This window comes from Amaricoccus tamworthensis, from assembly GCF_049800875.1.
Taxonomy (GTDB): domain Bacteria; phylum Pseudomonadota; class Alphaproteobacteria; order Rhodobacterales; family Rhodobacteraceae; genus Amaricoccus; species Amaricoccus tamworthensis.
In genome coordinates, this window is the sequence record NZ_JBNAFV010000007.1 from 36,618 (window position 1) to 56,605 (window position 19,988).

At 60.6% G+C, this 19,988-nt stretch carries 19 protein-coding genes; 5 read left to right on the top strand and 14 right to left on the bottom strand.

What is annotated here, in order from left to right:
• Nucleotides 1-31: 31 nt before the first annotated feature.
• The 6 genes from ACP15P_RS12855 to ACP15P_RS12880 all read right to left on the bottom strand — a co-directional run bounded on the left by ACP15P_RS12855 (nt 32) and on the right by ACP15P_RS12880 (nt 4,393).
• Nucleotides 32-340, bottom strand: a complete 309-nt coding sequence (locus ACP15P_RS12855) for a hypothetical protein (RefSeq protein WP_424928870.1) — start codon at nt 338-340, stop codon at nt 32-34.
• Nucleotides 341-395: 55 nt separating this feature from the next.
• Nucleotides 396-887, bottom strand: a complete 492-nt coding sequence (locus tag ACP15P_RS12860) for a hypothetical protein (RefSeq protein WP_424928871.1) — start codon at nt 885-887, stop codon at nt 396-398.
• Nucleotides 888-1,006: 119 nt separating this feature from the next.
• On the bottom strand, nt 1,007-1,849 hold the full coding sequence (locus ACP15P_RS12865; protein WP_424928981.1) for a transglutaminase-like domain-containing protein: 843 nt from the start codon (nt 1,847-1,849) through the stop codon (nt 1,007-1,009).
• Between the two features lie 34 nt (nt 1,850-1,883).
• Nucleotides 1,884-2,693: a hypothetical protein gene (locus ACP15P_RS12870; protein ID WP_424928872.1), complete on the bottom strand. Its 810-nt coding sequence runs from the start codon at nt 2,691-2,693 to the stop codon at nt 1,884-1,886.
• Entirely contained in the window at nt 2,690-3,076 is a 387-nt protein-coding gene (locus ACP15P_RS12875) for a hypothetical protein (protein WP_424928873.1), read from the bottom strand. Before ACP15P_RS12875 ends, ACP15P_RS12870 begins: the two co-directional genes overlap by 4 nt.
• A 117-nt stretch (nt 3,077-3,193) precedes the next feature.
• The gene (locus tag ACP15P_RS12880; RefSeq protein WP_424928874.1) at nt 3,194-4,393 is read right to left on the bottom strand and encodes a DEAD/DEAH box helicase; all 1,200 of its coding nucleotides are present in this window, start codon (nt 4,391-4,393) and stop codon (nt 3,194-3,196) included.
• Between the two features lie 456 nt (nt 4,394-4,849).
• On the opposite strand from ACP15P_RS12880, the gene ACP15P_RS12885 reads away from it, so the two are divergent.
• The gene (locus ACP15P_RS12885) at nt 4,850-5,056 is read left to right on the top strand and encodes a cold-shock protein (RefSeq protein ID WP_424928875.1); all 207 of its coding nucleotides are present in this window, start codon (nt 4,850-4,852) and stop codon (nt 5,054-5,056) included.
• A 367-nt stretch (nt 5,057-5,423) separates the two neighbouring features.
• On the opposite strand, the gene ACP15P_RS12890 is transcribed toward ACP15P_RS12885, so the two are convergent.
• On the bottom strand, nt 5,424-6,227 hold the full coding sequence (locus ACP15P_RS12890) for a class I SAM-dependent methyltransferase (protein ID WP_424928876.1): 804 nt from the start codon (nt 6,225-6,227) through the stop codon (nt 5,424-5,426).
• A gap of 308 nt (nt 6,228-6,535) precedes the next feature.
• Here ACP15P_RS12890 and ACP15P_RS12895 point away from each other — a divergent pair, with 308 nt between their 5' ends.
• From ACP15P_RS12895 to ACP15P_RS12905, 3 genes are read left to right on the top strand one after another with little or no spacing between them, the layout of a single operon-like run.
• Nucleotides 6,536-6,763 carry a DNA-binding protein gene (locus ACP15P_RS12895; protein ID WP_424928877.1) on the top strand — a complete coding sequence of 76 codons (228 nt, stop codon included), beginning with the start codon at nt 6,536-6,538 and terminating at the stop codon, nt 6,761-6,763.
• A gap of 26 nt (nt 6,764-6,789) precedes the next feature.
• Nucleotides 6,790-8,952: a tyrosine-type recombinase/integrase gene (locus ACP15P_RS12900; RefSeq protein WP_424928878.1), complete on the top strand. Its 2,163-nt coding sequence runs from the start codon at nt 6,790-6,792 to the stop codon at nt 8,950-8,952.
• 4 nt (nt 8,953-8,956) lie between these two features.
• Entirely contained in the window at nt 8,957-10,354 is a 1,398-nt protein-coding gene (locus tag ACP15P_RS12905; RefSeq protein WP_424928879.1) for a hypothetical protein, read from the top strand.
• A gap of 509 nt (nt 10,355-10,863) precedes the next feature.
• On the opposite strand, the gene ACP15P_RS12910 is transcribed toward ACP15P_RS12905, so the two are convergent.
• From ACP15P_RS12910 to ACP15P_RS12940, 7 genes are all read right to left on the bottom strand, one after another.
• The gene (locus tag ACP15P_RS12910) at nt 10,864-11,688 is read right to left on the bottom strand and encodes a carbohydrate ABC transporter permease (RefSeq protein WP_424928880.1); all 825 of its coding nucleotides are present in this window, start codon (nt 11,686-11,688) and stop codon (nt 10,864-10,866) included.
• Nucleotides 11,685-12,572: a carbohydrate ABC transporter permease gene (locus tag ACP15P_RS12915; protein ID WP_424928881.1), complete on the bottom strand. Its 888-nt coding sequence runs from the start codon at nt 12,570-12,572 to the stop codon at nt 11,685-11,687. The genes ACP15P_RS12910 and ACP15P_RS12915 overlap by 4 nt, the downstream gene beginning before the upstream one ends.
• 77 nt (nt 12,573-12,649) lie before the next feature.
• On the bottom strand, nt 12,650-13,924 hold the full coding sequence (locus ACP15P_RS12920) for an extracellular solute-binding protein (protein ID WP_424928882.1): 1,275 nt from the start codon (nt 13,922-13,924) through the stop codon (nt 12,650-12,652).
• A gap of 70 nt (nt 13,925-13,994) precedes the next feature.
• Nucleotides 13,995-15,071 (bottom strand): ABC transporter ATP-binding protein, encoded by a 1,077-nt coding sequence (locus ACP15P_RS12925; RefSeq protein ID WP_424928883.1) that lies wholly within the window; start codon nt 15,069-15,071, stop codon nt 13,995-13,997.
• A 10-nt stretch (nt 15,072-15,081) separates the two neighbouring features.
• The gene (gene arfA / locus ACP15P_RS12930) at nt 15,082-16,593 is read right to left on the bottom strand and encodes an arabinosylfuranosidase ArfA (protein WP_424928884.1); all 1,512 of its coding nucleotides are present in this window, start codon (nt 16,591-16,593) and stop codon (nt 15,082-15,084) included.
• A gap of 120 nt (nt 16,594-16,713) precedes the next feature.
• Nucleotides 16,714-17,643 (bottom strand): ArsR/SmtB family transcription factor, encoded by a 930-nt coding sequence (locus tag ACP15P_RS12935; RefSeq protein WP_424928885.1) that lies wholly within the window; start codon nt 17,641-17,643, stop codon nt 16,714-16,716.
• Nucleotides 17,644-17,767: 124 nt separating this feature from the next.
• On the bottom strand, nt 17,768-18,664 hold the full coding sequence (locus tag ACP15P_RS12940) for a LysR family transcriptional regulator (RefSeq protein WP_424928886.1): 897 nt from the start codon (nt 18,662-18,664) through the stop codon (nt 17,768-17,770).
• On the opposite strand from ACP15P_RS12940, the gene ACP15P_RS12945 reads away from it, so the two are divergent.
• Nucleotides 18,659-19,942, top strand: a complete 1,284-nt coding sequence (locus tag ACP15P_RS12945) for an MFS transporter (protein WP_481736473.1) — start codon at nt 18,659-18,661, stop codon at nt 19,940-19,942. The genes ACP15P_RS12940 and ACP15P_RS12945 overlap by 6 nt on opposite strands.
• Nucleotides 19,943-19,988: the final 46 nt, after the last annotated feature.

Below are 19,988 nucleotides of genomic sequence, written 5' to 3' on the forward strand. Positions count from 1 at the left end.
GTCCCGAAATCGGACTCCGCTGATTTGATCGTCATTTTCGCTCCTCGCGCTTTTTCAATCGTTCCATGTCGCCAAGCGCACGCTTGATGAGTTTCTGAATGCGCTCATCGCCAGCCTCGGGCGTTGTCGCGTAACGGTTGAGAAGGAACCGCCACTTTTTCAGGACTTCGGCCCACGTCCGTGCCGGCTCCGCCAGCATCTGATCTTCGAGGCTTTCAATGTGCGGTTGATGCGGGAGTGTAAGTGGTGGCTGGCTGTTCGCAGGGCGCCGTCGCATTTCCGACGCACGCTGTCCCGCAACGGACCTGCGGCCGTCGAGGTCGATCGGGTCATTGGTCATTGCGGAACCCCATCGTTCCTAAAATGGACGGCGACCGGTCTGCCCGACACGGCTGTCATTCTCCGATGCCCGGGCGCGCGCTTCCGGAGCGTGGGCCGGCATCGCTGTCATGCGTCCCGCGACTGGGCTCTCCCGTATTGCAGGGCTTGTCTTGCGCTGCCTGCCGTCTTTCAGACCGAGGCGAATAAAGGGCGCGAAGGTCCTGCTCGGCCACGCCGTCGGCCTGCATGACGAGGCGGGTCATCGGATCGGCCAGCATCTCCTCGAGAAAGAAATCCGTGAGAGCTTTTCCGGTCAGCTTGTCCTTGGCAACCGCGTGCTCCAGTTCGGCGAGCGGCACGGTGAGCGTTCGGCTGAGCCCTGGATGCGAGGTGCGCGGATGGAGCCGGACAAGCACCGACGAGGTCCAGGTGCCCGGTTCGATCCAGTCCACAGGTTCCAGCAGCCGGGTCTCGATCTCGTATTCGCCCGGCGGAAGGGTCTCGTTGAAGCTCGGAAGCTGGAACGGTCGCAGGAATACGGCAGTCGTCTTGATCGAAGTGGTCATTGAGGGTCTCCAGAACGGCTCGTGACTTGGGATGACATGACGGGGAAACCGGCAAAGCGGCCGGCCTCGGGAGCCGGCGACAAACGAACACACCCGTCCTTTGCTGGGACGCTACCGGTTCAATTCCGAGACACAGGTGCCGTACCGGCTGGGTCATCTCTTGCGTCCCACGTCCAGACGTCGAACTGCGTCAGGGTACTCGGCCCGAAAGTCTGGGTCAGCGGCACATCGGAGGCGTCCCGGCCACGGCCAATCAGGATGCGCCCCTTGCGCCGCGTGTTGTTGCGCGGATCGAAAACCCACCAGTGTCCGTCGAGAAAGACCTCCATCCAGGCCGCGAAGTCGTCCGGGGCATGGGGCTCGGGTTCGCCGAACTCGCTCAGATACCCGGTGCAATAGCGGGCCGGAATGTTCATGCAACGGCAGAGGGCGATCGCGAGGTGGGCGAAATCCCGGCATACACCCTGCCGTCCGGCCAGCGTTTGCGACGCCGTGCGCGTCGCGCTGGCCTGCATGTAATCGAACGAGACGGTTGTGTGCACGAAGTCGCAGATCGCCTGCACCCGCGACCAGCCGGGCGGAGTGCTCTCGAACAGGCGCCACGCCTCTTCCGACAGAAGATCCGTGTCGCAGTAGCGACTGCCAAGAAGATAGACCAGCGTCGCGAAGGGCAGATCCTGGACAGCCGCTTGTGTGGCGTCAGGCGCGACCGGATCGGGCAGTCCGCAATCGCGGAAGATCCCGTCGGTGGACAACGTGAAGTCGCCGGCCGGCGCTACCATTCGCGTGCACCAGTTTCCGAACCCGTCGCGATAGCTTTCGAGCGGCACACTGGGCGAGGTCACCAGATAATCGGCGCGCTCCAGGTCGCCGAAGCGCGAATAGTGCACGTTCAACATGGCGATGAGTGGTGTCGGTTGGGTCAGCCGGTATTCCAGGCGGCATCCGATCCGCATCCGGATGCCGGGGACGTCGCCGTGGTCTGATCGGAGCGTTTTATCGTCCAAGAACGCACTCCCCATTCGCAAGTTGAAAGTCGCGATCGCAGCGCCATGTGTTCCCGGATCGATCGAGATGCGCGTTTGCCGGAAGGTCGATCGCGACACAGGCGGTGTCGACGGTCTCAAATCCCCGCTCACAGCGCCATCCGGGCCCGTAGGACGCCGGGTCCAGAAAGGCGTTCGCCGGAAGCGCGACGGGATCGCAGCGGCCATCGACTTCGAAGAAGCCCCTTTCGCAGGCCCAATCGTCGCCGTAGTCCGCATTGGTGAGATAGCCGTTCTCGGGCACCGCAATCGGAACGCAGTCGCTGGAACTTGCCGTGAAACCGCGTTCGCAGGTCCATCCGGAGCCTGAGGTATCGTCGGAGAGATAGGCGTTGTTTGGCAGCACGATGGGAACGCAGGCCTCGCGATCCTGCCGGTACCCGCGACCGCACTGCCAGTCATAGCCGGAGGATCGCAGGAACGCATTGTCCGGCACCGGGATCACTGCGCAGGAGGTCCCTCCCGCTTCCTCGTAACCGCGCCGACACCCCCAGCCCTTACCGTAGGACCGGCCGGTTGCATAGGCATTGTCCGGTATGTCGATGGCGACACACTCCTCGCCGGCCACCCGGTATCCGAGGGCGCAGTTCCAACCGCCGCCATAACTTCGCGCCTCCGCATTCGCGGGCATTGGTCCGGTGCCGTTTTGTGCAAGGACCGGAAACGCCAGGAAGGCGATCAAACTCACCATGCCGAAAACGGCAAGCCGCTGCTCACGGCTGAGGAATTCCTGGCGTGTCAAAGCGATGAAACCGTTCATCCCTCATCCGCCGCAGCTTCTGGGCGCTCCAGCGACGCATCGAAGTCAAGTGAGGCCAGGCAGGCCTGCGCGATGTCGCGGTTCGGCGCCTCGGCGCCGGGAACAGTCGCCCAGCCGGCCGCCATGAGCGCATTTCGGCGCTGATAGGTCTGGGTGTCGCGAATAACCGCAAGCTTGGCCGAGCGATCCGGATCGGTCTGCGCCATGTCGAGGCAGACCGGCACCATGGCTGCGACGACGTCGTCATGTGACATCGCCATCGCCCTGTCATGCGCGGTTCCGCCCGTCACCCAGCCGCCCCACGTAAAGCCGCCGATACCGACGACCGCGGCACCGATCACGGCCCCATAGATGCCGGGTTTGAGCCATTCGGGAGTGTTCATTGAAGTATCCTCCTGCGGAGAAAGCGCCGCCTCGCTGTGAAAGCTTGCCCGGGTCGCAGTCAGCTGCCGGTACAGCGCAGTCTCTGTCGTATGTCTCGAAACGCCCGTGGCCTGAAGTCACGCAGCCATTCGATCCTGACGGCCGGCCGAACGCCGACGTGGCCGCCTTTTCTTCTGCGGCGCGTCGGTCACCGCATCCCAGGGACGGCCGCCGGCAGTCTCGACACGGGTGCCGAGCAGCTTTTCGATGGCCTTGAGGTCTGTCACTTCATCGGCGGCGCAGAAGGCAATCGCACGACCGCTGTTGCCGGCACGAGCCGTCCGACCAATCCGGTGTACGTAGTTTTCGGGCACGTTCGGCAGGTCGTAGTTGTAGACATGGCCCACACCCGGAATATCGATTCCGCGCGCCGCGACATCTGTTGCCGAAAGCACGCGCACCGATCCCGCCTTGAACGCAGCGATGGCCCGGTCCCGTTGTCCCTGGCTCTTGTTGCCGTGGATCGACGCGGCTGCGAATCCGGCGCGTTCGAGGTGCTTTTTCAGCCGCTCGGCCCCATGCTTGGTGCGCGAAAACACCAGCGCCCGGTCGTCGCGGTGCCCGTCCAGCAGACGGGTCAGCAGGTCCTGCTTTTCGTTCTTGGCGACGAAATGCACCGAATGGGCGACCTTGTCGGCCACCTTGCCCGGCGGTGAAATCTCGATGCGGATCGGTTTGTCCAGATACTGGCGGGACAGCTCTGCCATAGCCTTCGGCATCGTGGCCGAGAACATCATGGTCTGCCGGTCCGTGCTCAGCCTCGCCGCGATTCGGCGCAGCGCATGGATGAAGCCGATATCCAGCATCTGGTCGGCCTCGTCGAGAACAAGGAACCGTGTCTGCCCGAGGTCGATGGATCCGCGATCCATCAGGTCAATCAGACGGCCGGGCGTGGCCACAAGGATGTCGGTGCCGCGGGCGAGCTTCTCGGTCTGCGCATTGATCGACTTGCCGCCAACGACGAGGGTGATGCGCAGATCCTTCGTCAGCCCCCGAAGGCTCTGAAAGATCTGGCTCGCGAGTTCCCGGGTCGGGGCAAGCACGAGCCCTCGGGCCGAGCGCGGCACGGGCCGTTCCTGCCGCTTTGACAGCGCCATAATCAACGGGATGCCGAAGGCGGCGGTCTTGCCGGTCCCGGTCTGCGCAATCCCGAGGATATCGCAGCCTTGTAGCGCCTGCGGGATTGCCTCTTTCTGGATAGGGGACGGTTGCGTCAGTCCCAGGGCGTCAAGCCGCGCGACCATGCGGGCATTCAGCCCAAGTTCATTAAAATTCATGCCAATCCTTGACCGGACCATGTGTCCGGCGTCACCAACGAACGCAATTGCGCTTGGTCGGTCGGGGTGCACCCGGGGCGAACACTCCGGCACGGCATTGTGCCAGGAGCCGCCTTGGGCAGCGTCCCCCCTTCGTGATGTGGGAAAACGGTGCGTCACGGCCGGGGGCGGAAGTGGACCCGCCTGCTCACGCGGCAGAGCGATAACGCAAATCTTATATGGGAATCCCTCGATGCCTTTTCAATGCCGCCCCATCATCGGTCATCGCCTGTGAAGCAATTTGGCGACGTCGCAAGACACCCCTTGCAAATCGCATTGGTAGGGCGCAAGTCTGTGCGGTGATCGTTTTTCTCTGCGACCCTCTGCTTCCGTTCATCCGGCTTCAGTCGATCTCTCAGTCTGACTTTGCCGGGCTGTCGCATCCTGCGGGCAGCATATGAACAGGAGACCACGGATATGGCCAATGGCACCGTGAAATTTTTTAATTCCCAAAAAGGCTTCGGCTTCATCGAAACGGATACGGGCGGCAAGGACGTTTTTGTCCACATCTCCGCTGTCGAGCGCGCCGGTCTCACCGGCCTTTCGGACGCCCAGAAGGTGACGTTCGAACTCGAAACCGGCCGCGATGGCCGCGCAAGCGCGACCAATCTCGCGCTTGCGTGAACCCACCGCTACCGGGTGCCCTACGGGTGCCCGGCCCCCGTGAGGCTTTGGTCCCATCCCGAAAATCTGGACCGGTCTGAATGAGAAATTTCCGGCTGCAATGGGCCATTGACGACACGCCCATGACCAAAAAGGGATAAACAGGAACTCTTCATCCCGCTCATGGCGGTGATATAGAAAGCTTTCATTGCCAGGCGGCACACGCGCGATGTAACGGGCCAAACGCTGCAAGCCGAAAATCGGCGCCAGACGTCTCAGGAAGACGTGCGATGCGGGATCAAATGGATGCCGAATATCCACTTCTTCCAACGATTGAACGGCCGCGGCTGAAACATGGCTGGCAGCACTGGAACTTGACGCCACCGCCTCAGCCCCACGCGACCGACTTCATCGCCCATGCACGCGCTGTCAATCGCACGGGGCCACCTTCATCGAGCTTCTCCGCGAGAAGTGCCTTCAGGGCTTCGCGGTGCTCATCCGAAAGGCTCTTACAGTAGCCGGGAGCCGGGCCCGCCCCCAAGGTGAACGGGTACCAGAAGGCTTCGAAATCGGGAAATTCCGTGATTATCTCGATTGGGGCAATATCGGCATCTGGAAGGCCGGCATACGAACACAACTGACCCAGACCTTTTGCCGTACAGAAGGGAAATCGCGCACCTTCGTCCAAATCGACAGCCTTTTCGTCGAGTGAGGCCGCAGCCTTCCAGAAAGCATCAATGAAGCTTACCCCTCCACCAGGATAATCCCAGACATAAAACGACAGGATGCCACCCGGCCTCAGTACGCGCCGCATCTCAATCAGTGTCTCACGGTGATCCGGCACGAAGTTCAGGACAAGCGCTGATGTGACGATATCGACGCATTCGTCCTCTACGGGCAGGTCTTGCGCCGTGGCGGTCTTGAAACTGGCCTTGGGGTCCTTGATGGTCTCGCGCGTGTGGTTGACGAAGTCGGCGGACGCGTCGGTTGCAAGGATCGAGTTGGGCTCATAATCCTGCAAGATCTCTGAGGTCAGGGCACCTGTTCCGCAACCGATTTCCAGCCAATCGGCCGACTTTTTCGGATCAAGCCAACTCAAGAACTCTTTCGCCACCATCCGGCTCCACCGGCCCATGTAGTGTTCGTAGCTTTGGCCGGCACTCCAAGAGTCGAAATCTGATTGTGTCGGCATCTTTCATCCCCTCCAGCTTCATCGAAGCACGAGATGAAAGCGTTCGCCTCGCGTCAACACCATACCACATAAAGGTCTCTGGGTCCGCTTCAGGCTCACAGCCGCCTTGCGGCAGTGCAGAGAACACCTCGGCTTCATGAGAATGTGGATGCGCCGCCGCAGTCCCGGAGAATCAGAGAGGGGGAGTAAGGACCGCCGATCTGCCTCGACCCGTTGCGATTGACGGGCCGAAACAAACCTGGCGGTCAGAGATATTTTGAGTGGATGTCGACGGGGCATAAGTCCTCCTCAACAGGAGGTACAGACCCATGAATGAAATTGCCTATCTCACCGTGAAAGATGTCGCCACGCGCCACCGGCGCAGCCCGCGAACGATCCGCGACTGGATAACGCATGGCTGCGTGACGCCCCACGGGCGCATACGGCTCGAGGCGATCCGGGCCGGAAAGAAATATTCGGTCTCCAGCGAAGCTCTCGAGATTTTTGAGGCGCGGCTGCGCCATTCCAGCCAGCGCACGCCCCTCGATACCACCTGATCTCCCAATCACCTGAGGAAACCCTGATGAACCCGATCGCCGACGCCATCCGCGCCCACATTGCTGAAACCGGCAAATCCATGAGAGCACTCAGCCTCGAACTCGGACAGGGCGAGAAATTCATCGCCGACATCCTGTCGGGTAAGTCCAAACGGCCGACGCCAGAGGCGCTCGAGCGTCTCTCGGAAAAGATCGGCGTCGATCTCAGGGCCCTGCCCGTCAACCGCCAGATCACGGTGGCAGACATGATCGAGCGGCTCAGGAAAGACCCGCCGACAGACTGGAGCACCTCCAGGATCAGGGGCACGATTTCCGCCCTTGGGTGGTATGCGAAGACAAGCTGTGCCGCAGGTCCCGAGCACACAATCCTCGACAGACCCTCGATGCGGTCGTTTCTGAGCGCCACGACCGCGGCGGCGCAGGGCGTTGAGCCAAACAGCTTCTCGACCTATGCGAGCCATTTGCGCGATGTCGCGGATCTTGTCGCCAGGACGGGGCGGCCCCTGCAGATCCGCGATGTGACCGGACCCTGGCGTCAGGCATACGACCAGATGTCGGAGCATGGTTTCACCGAATGGGACAAGGGGCTCGCGGGCCCCTTCCTGGCCTGGTGCTCTGGAAAAGGTATCGGGATCAGGGACGTCGTCCCGGAGACGTTTCAGAGCTACCTGAACATGCGGCTGACGTCCGGAAAGCTCACGGCTTCCGAGGCAAAACACCGCAAGGTCGCCATGGAAGTCCACCGGCTCTGGAACAGGCTCACGACGCAAGATGCGTACCGGGACCTGGGCATGCGCGCCGTCGCGTCGCCTTTTGGCGACGACCGGAATCGGTACGGCATGCCCCCGGAGCTTCTCGAGCCGCTTCTTGCCGAGTTTGACCGGCACGTTGTTCCCTGGGTCCGCGGCGAAACGACACCTGACGGAACACCCGTGGATGTCATCCTCGATCGACTCTCTCCCGTTCAGGTCGCAAGCGGCAATTGCAAACTTGCGCAAGCGAAGAAATATATCGGGAAGAGCAGCCGTACGGGACGCAAGGACCGCGAAGCGCGACTCAGTGCGGCCGGTGTGCTGCTTAGCCGTGCGCAATGGCAGGACAACACGGTCCGAAAGGCGCGCGCGGGGATCAAATCGCTCGCCATGGCGCTCTGGTCGCAGACCGGGGTCGTCCTCGAATCCATCGAGGAACTGACGGACCCGGAACTCGCCGAAGCGGCGGCGACCGCTCTCGATGAGATGACTGACGAAGAGGGAATTGGCAGTTCTTACGTCGAAAGCGTCCTCAAGAAGGTCAAGAAGCTTGCAGGCGGCTATGTCGGGAGATCCGCCGAAGAGGTCATGGCCATCTCGAGCCTGATCTCGGACTTCAAGCCGGATTTTGCGGGCATCGCGCCGCGCAATCGTCGGAAGTTACAACAGCTGACGCCAGAGCGGATCGACCGGTTTCTGGCTCTGTCGGAAGAGATCGTCGCAGAGGTTAACCGGCAGCAAAAGAGCCGCAGATCAGGCGGCCGGAAGAACAGGAAGCGCAAATCTGCCAAAGGGAATCAGCCCCGCTTCGATGCGGATCCTGCCGCGCAGCTCGAAGTCGCCCTTGCCCATGACATCATGCTGGCAAGAGCGCCACGCACGGCCAACCTCCTGTGCATCGATCTCGCGCATCACGTCCGGCGCCGGGCGGACGGTGGCATAACGATCGAACTGCCACCGGATCTCACCAAGACAAAGATGAGGCTCGAGATCCCGCTCGGGACGGCACAGTCGGCGTTTTTCGACGCCTACGTGGAGCATGTCCGGCCTGCGCTGATGACGCCCGTTAATGCGGGCAACACGCACCTGTTTCCCGCGCGGCGCTCGCCTCACGGGCACTACACGATGCTGACGAAAAAGCTCGTCGACACGGTCCACCACCGCGTCGGCATGCGCATTCATCCCCATCTCTACCGCCACATCGTCGGCTGGATCTGGCTGAAGGAAGACCCCAATGCCCTGCCTGCCGTTCAGAAGCTTCTGGGGCACAAGCGGCTTGAGACGACGATGCAATTCTACGCCGAACTCGATGAAACCCTGGCATTGCAACACTGGGCCGACCAACTGGAAAGGAAATCCGATGAACGAAACTCCAGGGTCCAAACAAGGAACCGCAGTCGCGGAAAGCCAGCCGGCGACAACAGTGCCGCGGCCTGACCTGATGGCACATGATCCCGAAAGCACACTCGAGTCCGCGATGGCGGCCGGGCTTCTGCCCAATGGGGTGCAGCCGTGCGAGATGCGGCGCGCCCTTGCCAGTTGGCGCAGATGGTGTCTCACGGAAGCGCGCGATCCGAACCGGCTCTCTCCGGAGGCGGGGGAAGCCTATCTCGGGCATCTGCGGGAGGGTGCAACACCGCGTTCCGCCAACAGCCGTTTCGCAACGTTTCAGATTGCCGCCGGGCTCGCATGGGGACCGGAGACCTCATCCCATCTGGCGCTGACCCTGCGGGCGGCGCGGGTCACACACAAAGCCCCGCCTGCAGATCGTTGGGCCCGCGCCGGGAAGGCCGTGGGGTTGCTTCCCATCGACATCCGGCCGCCATTCATCGACCTGCTGACCGTCTCGCGAGATGCGCCTGGCACGCGTGGTGTACTCATCTGGAGTGCCGCCCGGATTGAATCCGTTGCGGGTTCCCTTCGCCGGTTTCACGACTACGCCACGAAGGCCGGTCTGGACCCGGTCCCGACAGCAAAGCTCTGTCAGTCATGGGCGGACTCCCAGTCGCCTGAAGTGGCGGCCATCAGTATCTCGACCTATATTTCGCACGTCGTCGATGCGTTCGAGAAGGTCCTGACCCCGGGTCAGGTCTATGATGCCGCTGCCGCCGTAGCCGATCGCTGGGCCGCACGATCGCTGAGCGAGCCATCTCGAAAAAACAAGACGGCCGGAATTGTCCCGGCGAGTGATCTGGATCAGTTGGGCTTCGAGCTGATGGCCGAGGCCGATGCGGCGCCCCTGCGCCGCATGACCGAGGCTACACTCTATCGGGACGGGCTCCTGCTTGCCATGACCGCAACCCTCCCGGAACGGGCCCGGGCAATGTCAGCCCTGATCGTCGATGAAACCGTGTTTCTCGAACCGGATGGCATCATTCGTTTTGCGATCCCGGGCGCGTTTCTGAAGAAGCGGGAGGCGCACAAACCACGCACGACGTTTCACGCCAGTATCCGGCGGCCCAGCCTCCACCGCGCGCTCTCGCGGTGGCTGGCCGTCTATCGCCCGATGTTCGATGGCGGCGATTGGCTCTGGCCATCGCGGCTCGATCAGCACCATGGACTGACCGGGAAGAGCCTGGGAAAGATCATCGGCGATCGCACCGAACAGCGGCTCGGCCGGCGTGTCACGATTCACATGGTGCGCGATTGTGTTGCGACCGAGATCATCGAGGCTGATCCCGTCAATGGCGCGGTCCGGGCGAGCGCGACACTCGGGCATCGTGACAGACGTGTCACCGACGAGTTCTACATCCACTCCAACGGACTCGCATCGGCAACGGGCTGGCAGAACGCGATCGCCCGACGGATCGGAACTGACCGGAAAAGCCTCATAATATAAGATATTTGCACCACCACCCCCGTTCACGACCGCCGCTCCCGTAGATACCAGTGCACGCCTGATAAAGAACGGCCCCATATCACCCGCACGGGGTGATGGACAGCCGTTCCTGAAAACCGCCGCCCCCGGCCATGACCGCCGCAGGGGGAGATTTATCTGGAGCGGCGGAATTTATCAGCCGATCGGCCCCCGGTGACCCTGACGCAAGACCATATTTTTCGGACCGCAAGAGACACGGGAATCAACCCGGTCTTAACCAGGTGCCCGAAATTCCGCGAACAGGGCTGCACCCGGCTTCCGGAGAAATCAGGCGAAACCGCCACTTCGGGAAGCTTGAACATGAAGACCGGGACGCGCGAGTGATCCATTGAACAGGACGGGAAGACGCAGGCGAAAGACGCTGTTGAGCGGACAAAGAACACTGACCGTTCCGCTGTTCCGGATTGCGGGGCGATGGACAATGCAACAGACCCGTTCAATCCCATAATCCAGGATTTAGGCGGAACGCCTTAGCCCTTAATCCCGGAAGAAATCATGACCGCTTCCGTGACCCGGCGCTGGAAAATCAGGTAGGCCAGCACCACCGGCATCGCCGCCAGCATCGCAACGGACATGATACGGGCATAGGCTACACCGAAGGCATCATTGACCTGTGTTATTCCCACCGGAATGGTCATCATGTCCTCAGACGTGATCACCAGGAATGGCCAAAAGAAAGCGTTCCAAACCCCGATAAAAGTGACAATCGCCAGGGCCGTGGTAATACCCCAGTTCAGAGGCAGATAGACCCGAAACAGGATGGTATATTCGCCGCCCCCGTCCAAAACCGCCGCCTCGCGCATTTCCTTTGGCACCGCGTCGAAGAACTGCTTGTAGACGATGATGGTCACCGGCACGATCAGCTGCGGCAGTATAATACCGGCCCAGGTATTGATCAGCCCCAGATCGCTCATGAGAATGAACTGCGTGACCACCAGCGCCTGCGCGGGGATCATGAAGCTTCCCAGCACCACGAAATAGAGCAGCCTGCGCCCGGGAAACTGAATCTGGGAAAGCGCATAGGCGCACATCATCGAGATCAGCACCACCACGGCCGTCACGATCACCGCCGTCCCGATGGAGTTGAAATACCAGATCATCAGCTTGGTGTCGAAAACCGCCGACATATACGATGAAAGATTAAACTCATCGAGCAGAATACCAGGGTTGGCCGTCACGTTTTCCTCACTGCGCAGCGACGTCACCAGCGCCCAGTATAGTGGGAATATCCAGCACAGCGCCGCGATTACCGTGAAGCCCGTGACAATACCGTTCTCGACCCTGCGCATCGTCATTTTCCACGTCCTCCAATCCGCAACAGCTGGAACTGAAGCACCGAAACCACCACGATAACGATGAACAGGACCGACGCCACCGCCGACGAGTATCCACCGTGATTAAGCTGGAACGCCTCCCGGTAGACCTGCATCAACAGCACGTAGGACGAGTTGAACGGACCGCCATTGCTGGTCAGATAAACCTGGTCAAACAGTTTGAGCTGCAGGATCAACTGAAGTGTCAGCACCAGAGCCGTCACCGGCCAAAGCAGCGGCCAGGTCACCCGGAAAAACTGCTGCCGCGTTGTTGCGCCATCGAGTGCCGCCGCCTCATAAAGCTCGGACGGGATGTTCCGCAATCCCGCAATGAACAAAAGCACATTGAAACCCGTCGTCCACCAGATCGTAATCAGCGCGATCATCGGCATAACCCAGTCCGGGTTTTTAAAAACCGCGATCGGCTTGCCCGCCAGAAGGGAAATCAGCGGCTGCAGCACTCCGAACTGCAGGTCCAGCATCCACGTCCAGACCTGCGTCACAACCGACACCGGCAGCACATAGGGCAGGAAGAACAGGACCATAATCAACGCCTGCAACCGCCCGGTCAGCCTGTTGATCATCAATGCGATACCCAGCGCGATCAACGTTGTCGGCACGACCGTCAACAGGACGAAGTAGATGTTGTTCCAAAGCGATGTTTTGAACAGCCGGTCACTCAGAAGCCGCACGTAGTTGTCAAAACCGACCCAGTTCCCCTCCCCGATCAAAGGCGCATCGGTCAGGCTCAACTGAAACATTTTTAAGGTCGGATAGAAAAAGAAAACCAGAAAAACGATCAGGAACGGAGCAACCAGAGTCAGCGCGATCAGGTTTTTCTTACGTTTGTTTTCCAGCATGGCCATGGAAAAGGCCCTTCGCAATTGCCGTGTGTCGATCCCCGGCCCTGCAGTCAGGGCCGGAGCAATTGAGGCCGAGGGGCCTACTGCATGAGGTTCGTGAGTTCCTGCTGGATCTGTGCGACCGCATCCTCGCCAGAAAAATACCCGTGTACCGCCGGCACGATGATGTTCAGCGCCGTGTCATAGGTCGGTGAGGCAACACCGGTGATCGTGGTCTGCGGATCGAATGCAGCATTCCCGGCCAGCGACGCATAGGTGGAATTGGGTTCCATACCCTTATACTCGTCGCTTTCCGCAACCGGTTTGTATGCCGGAATATGACCTGCGTCAGCCCAGCGAATGGCGTTCTTTTCCATCCAGCCGATTACAGTCATCACGGCTGCCCGTTTCTCACCGGAAATGGTGTCGTCCCCCTCATTGGGAATTGCAAATGCATGGGAGTCAGCCCATGTGGCCTCACTTCCCATCAAAGGCGGCATTTCCACTGCGCCCCACTCGTAGCCGAGCGTGCCTTTGGACTGCATGTCGTTCATGGTGGGAACTTCCCAGACACCGTTCATCTGGAAGGCGCTCTGACCGGACGTAAACAGCGCAACCGACGCCTCATATTCCGCCAGCTCCGGCGTGTATCCGTTTTCGCGCCAGCCGGCCATGGTATTGATGGCATTCGCGGCTTTTTCAGCGTTATCGCCAGGCAGGATCTCTCCATCGACGATAAAATCGCCACCCTGCTGCTTCAGCAGCGTGTAGAAAACGCGCCAGGTGCCGCCGTCACCGCCGGTTTGGTAGGACAGTGGCGTCTCTACGCCCTGCTCTTTCAGCCATGCCAATGCGCCCTCAAAATCCTCCAGCGTATCCAGGCCGGTCAGGTTTCCGTCCGCATCCAGATAGTCCGAGCCCGCCAGCATGTCCGCATTGTAGTAGAGAACGATCGCATGAATATCGAAAGGCACAGCGTAGAGTCCGCCATCGAACGTTGCCGCGCCAATGCTGCTTTCGAAAAAATCATCAACCGATATACCGCCGTTTTCGAGGTCCTCCGCTGTGATCTCCGAAAGCACACCCTCTTCCATCGCCAGCGGTGCACGGGACAGGTGGTAGGTCATCACATCCGGCCCCTCCCCCACTGCGGCGGACGTACGTACCTTGGTGTAGAACGGCACACCCCATTCGAGCGTCGTTCCCGAAATCTGGATATCCGGATGTTCCGCATTGAAATCCTCAATCAGGGCTTTCATGCGAACACCGTCTCCTCCGCTCAGAAAGTCCCACCAGACCACTTCCGTCTGTGCAAGAGCAGGCATGGCAACAAGACTAAGGGCCGTTGCCGTCAAAAGGCTGTTCACGTTTTTCATGTTTTTCCTCCCGTTTTGACCGCCGTCTACCAGGTTGGCGGTCAGGTCCAAAGCGCGGTGCTTTCCGCACCTATCGCAGCCGCTGGCCTTTCTCGTCGAAAGCCAGGACATTCGCAGGGTCGGCTGTCACGCCGACGTTCTTTCCGTCCAGCCGGTCACGGGATCCGTGCCGCTCGACGATGATTTCGGTGCCGTCCGCTATGCGTGAATAGAGGTAGGACACATCGCCAAGCTCCTCCGCCACCTCAACACGCACCGGCATGCCATCATCGGACAGTTTCAGGTGCTCCGGGCGAATTCCGATTGAGATCCGCTCACCCGGCGACAGCCTGCTTTGTGTCAGTGCCACTCTCCAAGTATGGGCCACTTCACCCAGCGTCCGCGCAGCGACACTCCCGCCTTCGACGGAGACGACTTCGGCCGGCAGAAAGTTCATTGATGGGCTGCCAATGAACCCCGCCACGAAGCGGTTGTCGGGATTGTCGTAAAGTTCAAGCGGCGCGCCGGCCTGCTGGACAATACCATCTTTCAGGACAAAAATCTTGTCAGCCAGTGTCATGGCTTCGACCTGATCATGTGTCACATAGATCATGGTCGCACCGATCTGCCGGTGCAGACGTGTCAGCTCAAGCCGCATCTGAACGCGCAGTTCAGCATCCAGGTTCGACAGCGGTTCGTCAAACAGAAACACCTCGGGCTTGCGCACGATCGCACGGCCAATTGCAACCCTTTGACGCTGACCACCGGACAGCTGGGAGGGTTTCTTGTCCAGCTGTTCCTCAAGTTTCAGAATGCGCGCCGCTTCATGCACGATTTCACGGGTCCTGGCCTTCGGCGTCCGCGCCAGGCTCAGACTGAACGCCATGTTGTCGAAAACATTCAGGTGCGGATAGAGGGCGTATGACTGGAACACCATCGCGACACCGCGCTCCGCCGGTTCCACCTGGGTGACGTCGCGACCGGCAATCTCAATCGTCCCGCTTGTCGTTTCCTCGAGGCCCGCGATCATGCGCAACAGCGTCGACTTTCCGCACCCCGACGGTCCGACGAAAACCGCGAAACTACCCGGCGGGATGTCCATCGACACGTCCCGGATTACCTCGAAGGCGCCAAACTCCTTGCTTACGTTGTGAAGACGAACCCCCATGACTGCCCCCTCACGTTACGCTCAACCGTACCACATGATACGATAGCGGAGAGATGCTGCCCTTGAGTGCGCCATCCTCAACGCCGAGACCGTCGCCCTTGCCGGGAACAACCCGATCCGGGTCGGCACCACTATTACCCACCAGCAGCTCATGCCCTTCCATGGACAGATGCTCGATCAAACGCGCCCCGGCAAAGCCCTTGAGGCTCACGTCCAGTTCCGCCGCCTCATCGAGATGACGGTTCACCATGAACAGTGTCACAATGTCCGTCCCGGGATCGTGGACACCCGCCACATCCAGGTACTTTACATCATCTGCGACACGACAGTCATAGGTTGGCGCATCCACTCCAACATTGAGAGCGGTACCACGACCATACAGCGAAGCGAACTGGTAGGGATAGTAGATCGTCTGACGCCAGGCCGGTCCGCCCTTCTCTGCTCGGATCGGCGCGATCACGTTCACCAACTGCGCGATACACGCAATCCGTACACGGTCAGAGCGTCGAATAAACTCGTTGAGCAGACATGCCACAAAAAGCGCGTCCTCAAAGTTGTAAGTCTCCTCAAGCAGCGCCGGCGCCTCGGGCCAGTCCCATTCGCGAATGCGACGCCCGTCCTCCTCGCGCTCGTGATACCAGACGTTCCACTCATCAAAGCAGATGAACACATCGTTCTTGGCCCGCTTCTTCGCCTTCACGTAATCAATCGCGCCTGCAATTGTCTGGATGTACCGCCCGGTTTCCTCAACCTTGCCGAAGAAATTCAGTGTATCCCGGCTCCTGTTGCCGAAATATTTGTGCAGGGAGATGTAATCTACGTTCTCGTAACACTCCTCAAGGACCTGACGCTCCCATTCCGGATAGCTCGGCATCCCGTCATTGGATGATCCGCACACCACGGTCTCAATCGACCGGTCAAAACCCTTGAACGCCTTTGCCGTTTCGTTGGCCAGGCGCCCATATTCAACCGCCTTCTTGTGGCCAATCTGCCAGGGTCCGTCCATCTCGTTACCAAGACACCACATCTTGACGTCATAGGGATTTTCCACACCGTGGCTGCGACGCAGATCGCTCCATGTCGTACCACCGGGGAAATTCGTGTATTCGAGGAAGTTGCGCGCCTCATCAAGGCCGCGGGAGCCCAGATTTACCGCAAGCATCATTTCAATGCCGGCCATTTCGGACCACTTGGCAAATTCGTTGATGCCGACCTGATTGGTTTCTTTGGTCCGCCACGCCAGATCAAGCCGGACCGGACGCTGATCCTTTGGGCCGATCCCGTCCTCCCAGTTATAGGCACTGACGAAGTTGCCACCAGGATAGCGGATCGCCGGAATTTTCAGATCCTGGACGAACTGCAGAACGTCCTGCCGGAAGCCGTCCTCATCGGCCTGCGGATGACCAGGCTCGTAAATGCCACCATAGATGGCCCGCCCCATATGTTCGATGAACGCCGAATAAAGCCGGTCATCAATGCTGCCAATCTGAAAATCCCGATGAACGGACACACGCGCCTTCATCAATCCCCCCTTTTATCTGTATTCATTTTTTCGGTTTAAACCGATTTTTGTGATACAAAACGCATGAGGGGCCGTCTGTCAACACTTTTGTAAAGCCAACTTCAACCTGCGGCGCAGTACTCAGTCCTTGGCGCTAAGCCTCAAAACGATATCCTGGTCATAGTTGCCAAACCCGCGCCCGAAGACGTTGATCCCACCAGGATGCCGGGCCTCGGCCTTGACCTCGATCCTCACGCGAACCGATCTGTGCTGATCCAGTCCAAGGTCCGCAACCGTGACCGAAGAGATCATCTGACCGTCCACAAACGAGCCTTTGTCGGTGACCGTCCAGGACTTGAGCATGCCGTACTGGGACCCGCTCAGCTTCCACCAGTCAGGCGTATAGACCCCCCGTTTGTCCCCGAAATCTCCAGGCGACGTCCAGGGACCAAGCTCCACTCCATTTATCGAAACAGAAATGTCCGATGGCCAGTCCGTGTGAGTACCTGGCACCTCTGAACTCACCTCCATCGAGAACTCAACCTTGCCAATATCCATCGCCTTGATCTTGGCGTTGTTTGGAAACTGATATTCCACATAACCGCTTGTAAACCATAGCAAAGCCGCCTTCATGCGTTCCGGATCCATGAACGTCTCCGGCACATCCAGAAGCCCGATGACCCCCTCGGGAGAGCAGATTCCGCATGGGCCTGAAACCGAACAGTTGGTGTAGAGACCCAGCGGCATGGACACCTCAATCGACCGGTTTTCCAGCCTCTCGGATGCCTTCTGATAGGACACAATCAGCTCGTCGTAGCGGGCGTGACAGATTTTTTGACTGCCCTTTTTGGCCTTGATCGATTCCGTCCGGATCAGCCCGGCGTCTTCCAGAATTTGAATGTTCGAGGATACCGACGACTGCGGCAGGCCCAGACGGGTCGCGATCTCATTTACATTGAGCCCACCCTGCCGATGCAGCACTTTCAGGATCCGAACACGAACCTCGGAAGCCGCAGCCCTGAGGACAGCAAAATCCTCCTCCGCATCAACCAATAAAAACCGCTGTGCCATATTTTTCCGCCTCTACCAATCAGGCGTTTATATCAGTTTTTTGGATATGGACAAGTTGTGAAACGGAGTATGAAATTTAATCGGATACGCACCGAACGACCCAGCCTGCAAAATCATTCGGCAACTACTTTGCCTGTGCCGCCACGATCTCTTTCAGCCAGTCCAGAAAGACGGCCAGACGCCGCAACCCCGAGGCGCGTGTGAGGTAGAGCGCGGTCACATCGAGCGGCTCGGCCGCAACCTCCCCGGGGAAAAGCTCGACCAGCCGGCCCGCTTTCAGATCCTCGGCAACCATGAAATCGGAGAAGCGCGCGATGCCGCAACCGGCGACCACCAGCCGCCGGACCGCTTCCCCGTTCGAAGCCTCGACAGCGGCGGGAACCTCGACGGGGCGCTCCATACCGCGGAACTCCAGCAGGTTGATATGTGTCGGTGCCGAGAACCGCACCTGCGCCAGTCGCGCGAGATCACCCGGCACCTCCGGCCATCCCTGCGCCTCGAGATAGTGCGGGGCCGCGACAAGCTTCCACGGAGTTCGACCCAAAGGCCGCTTCAGCAGGTCGCTGTCCTCCAGCGGCCCGAACCGGATGGCGACATCAGCATGGGCACCGATCAGGTCGATCACGTCGTCGGTCATGTCAAACCGCAGGCGGACCTCGGGATAGCGGGCCTGGAACTCGGGCAGGCGCGGCGCGATGGCATGCAGCATGAAGGGCACCGGCGCGTTGACACGCAAGGGACCGCGCGGGGTGCGCCCGTTTGTGCCCAGCTCCGCGAGCGCCTCTGCCCGGGCCAAAATGTCGCGCGCGGTGTCGAGGAAATCGCGCCCCTCGGGCGTCATCTCGATCATCCGGGTCGTGCGGCGCAGAAGCGTCACGCCAAGCTGCTGTTCCAGCCGGCTGACCGTTCGGCTGAGGGTTGAGGGCGCGACCCCCAGGCGCCTGGACGCCTCGGCAAAGCCGTTATCCTCGACGATCGCGACAAAGGCCGCCAGGTCCCGGGTCTGGGGTAATTCGTGCATCTCGCGCAATGGCCCTTTCCGTTATCGTCTGTTCACGCAAAGGCTACGGCTTGCCATCTCTCCGGTCGAGACGAAAATTCCAATCCGGAGACCAAACCCATGCCACTTGCCCTCTGGGCGCTGACCATCAGCGCCTTTGCCGTCGGGACGACCGAGTTCGTCATCGTTGGCCTCATCCCCACCATCGCCGCAGATCTCGGCGTCCCGCTGCCCTCTGCCGGGCTCCTTGTCAGCCTCTACGCGCTTGGCGTCACCATCGGCGCGCCGGTCCTGACCGCTCTGGCCGGCAAGCTGCCGCGCAAGACGCTGCTGCTTGCGTTGCTGACCCTGTTCATTGCCGGCAATGCCTTTGCCGCCGTTGCACCGGGCTATGGCAGCCTGATCTCGGCGCGTTTCATCACCGGGCTTGCCCACGGGGTCTTCTTCGCCATCGCCTCGACCATCGCGACCGATCTGGTGGAGCCCGAGAAGGAGAGCTCGGCCATCGCCACGGTCTTCCTTGGCCTGACCGTTGCGCTTGTCACCGGCGTGCCCATCGGCACGTGGATCGGCCAGACCTTCGGGTGGCAGTCGACCTTCCTCGGGGTTGTCGCCCTCGGCCTGATCGGCCTGATCGCAAGCGCCGTGCTGGTGCCCAATAACCTGCGCCGCGGCGCGCCCCCGTCGCTCAGGGCGCAGATGCAGGTTCTGACCTCGCCGCGGTTGCTGCTTGTCTACCTGATCACTGCGGTGGGCTATGGCGGCAACTTCATCGCCTTCACCTATCTCGCGCCGATGCTGACGGATGTGACGGGCCTGTCGGCCGGAGCGGTCAGCCTCGTGATCCTGCTCTACGGCGCCTCCGTGGCGGCGGGCAACATCCTCGGCGGCAAACTGGCCGACCGGACCGGCCCGGTCCCGGCACTGACACTTATCTTCGCGGGGCTCGCGGCATCTCTCGCAGCACTTGGTCTTGCGCTCGCCTCGCCTGTCGCAGCGATCGCCGTTGTGGCAGTCTGGGGTGGCTTTGCCTTCGCCAACGTGCCGCCGCTGCAGAGTTACACCGTCGCTATCGCACGCGAGGTCGCGCCCGGTGCGGTCGACGTGGCCTCGGGCCTCAATATCGGTGCGTTCAACCTCGGCATCGCCGTGGGCGCCTGGACCGGTGGTCTCGTGGTCGATGGCATCGGCCTCGCCGCGACGCCCTTCATCGGTGCCGTGGTCGTCGTCGCCGGCATCGCGCTGGTCCGGCTGTCCGGCGGCCTGGCCAGGAGCAGCCACACGGTCGCCGCCGGATGACCGCCTCCCATCGAACAAATCGCAATTGAAAGTAGCGCCCTCATGA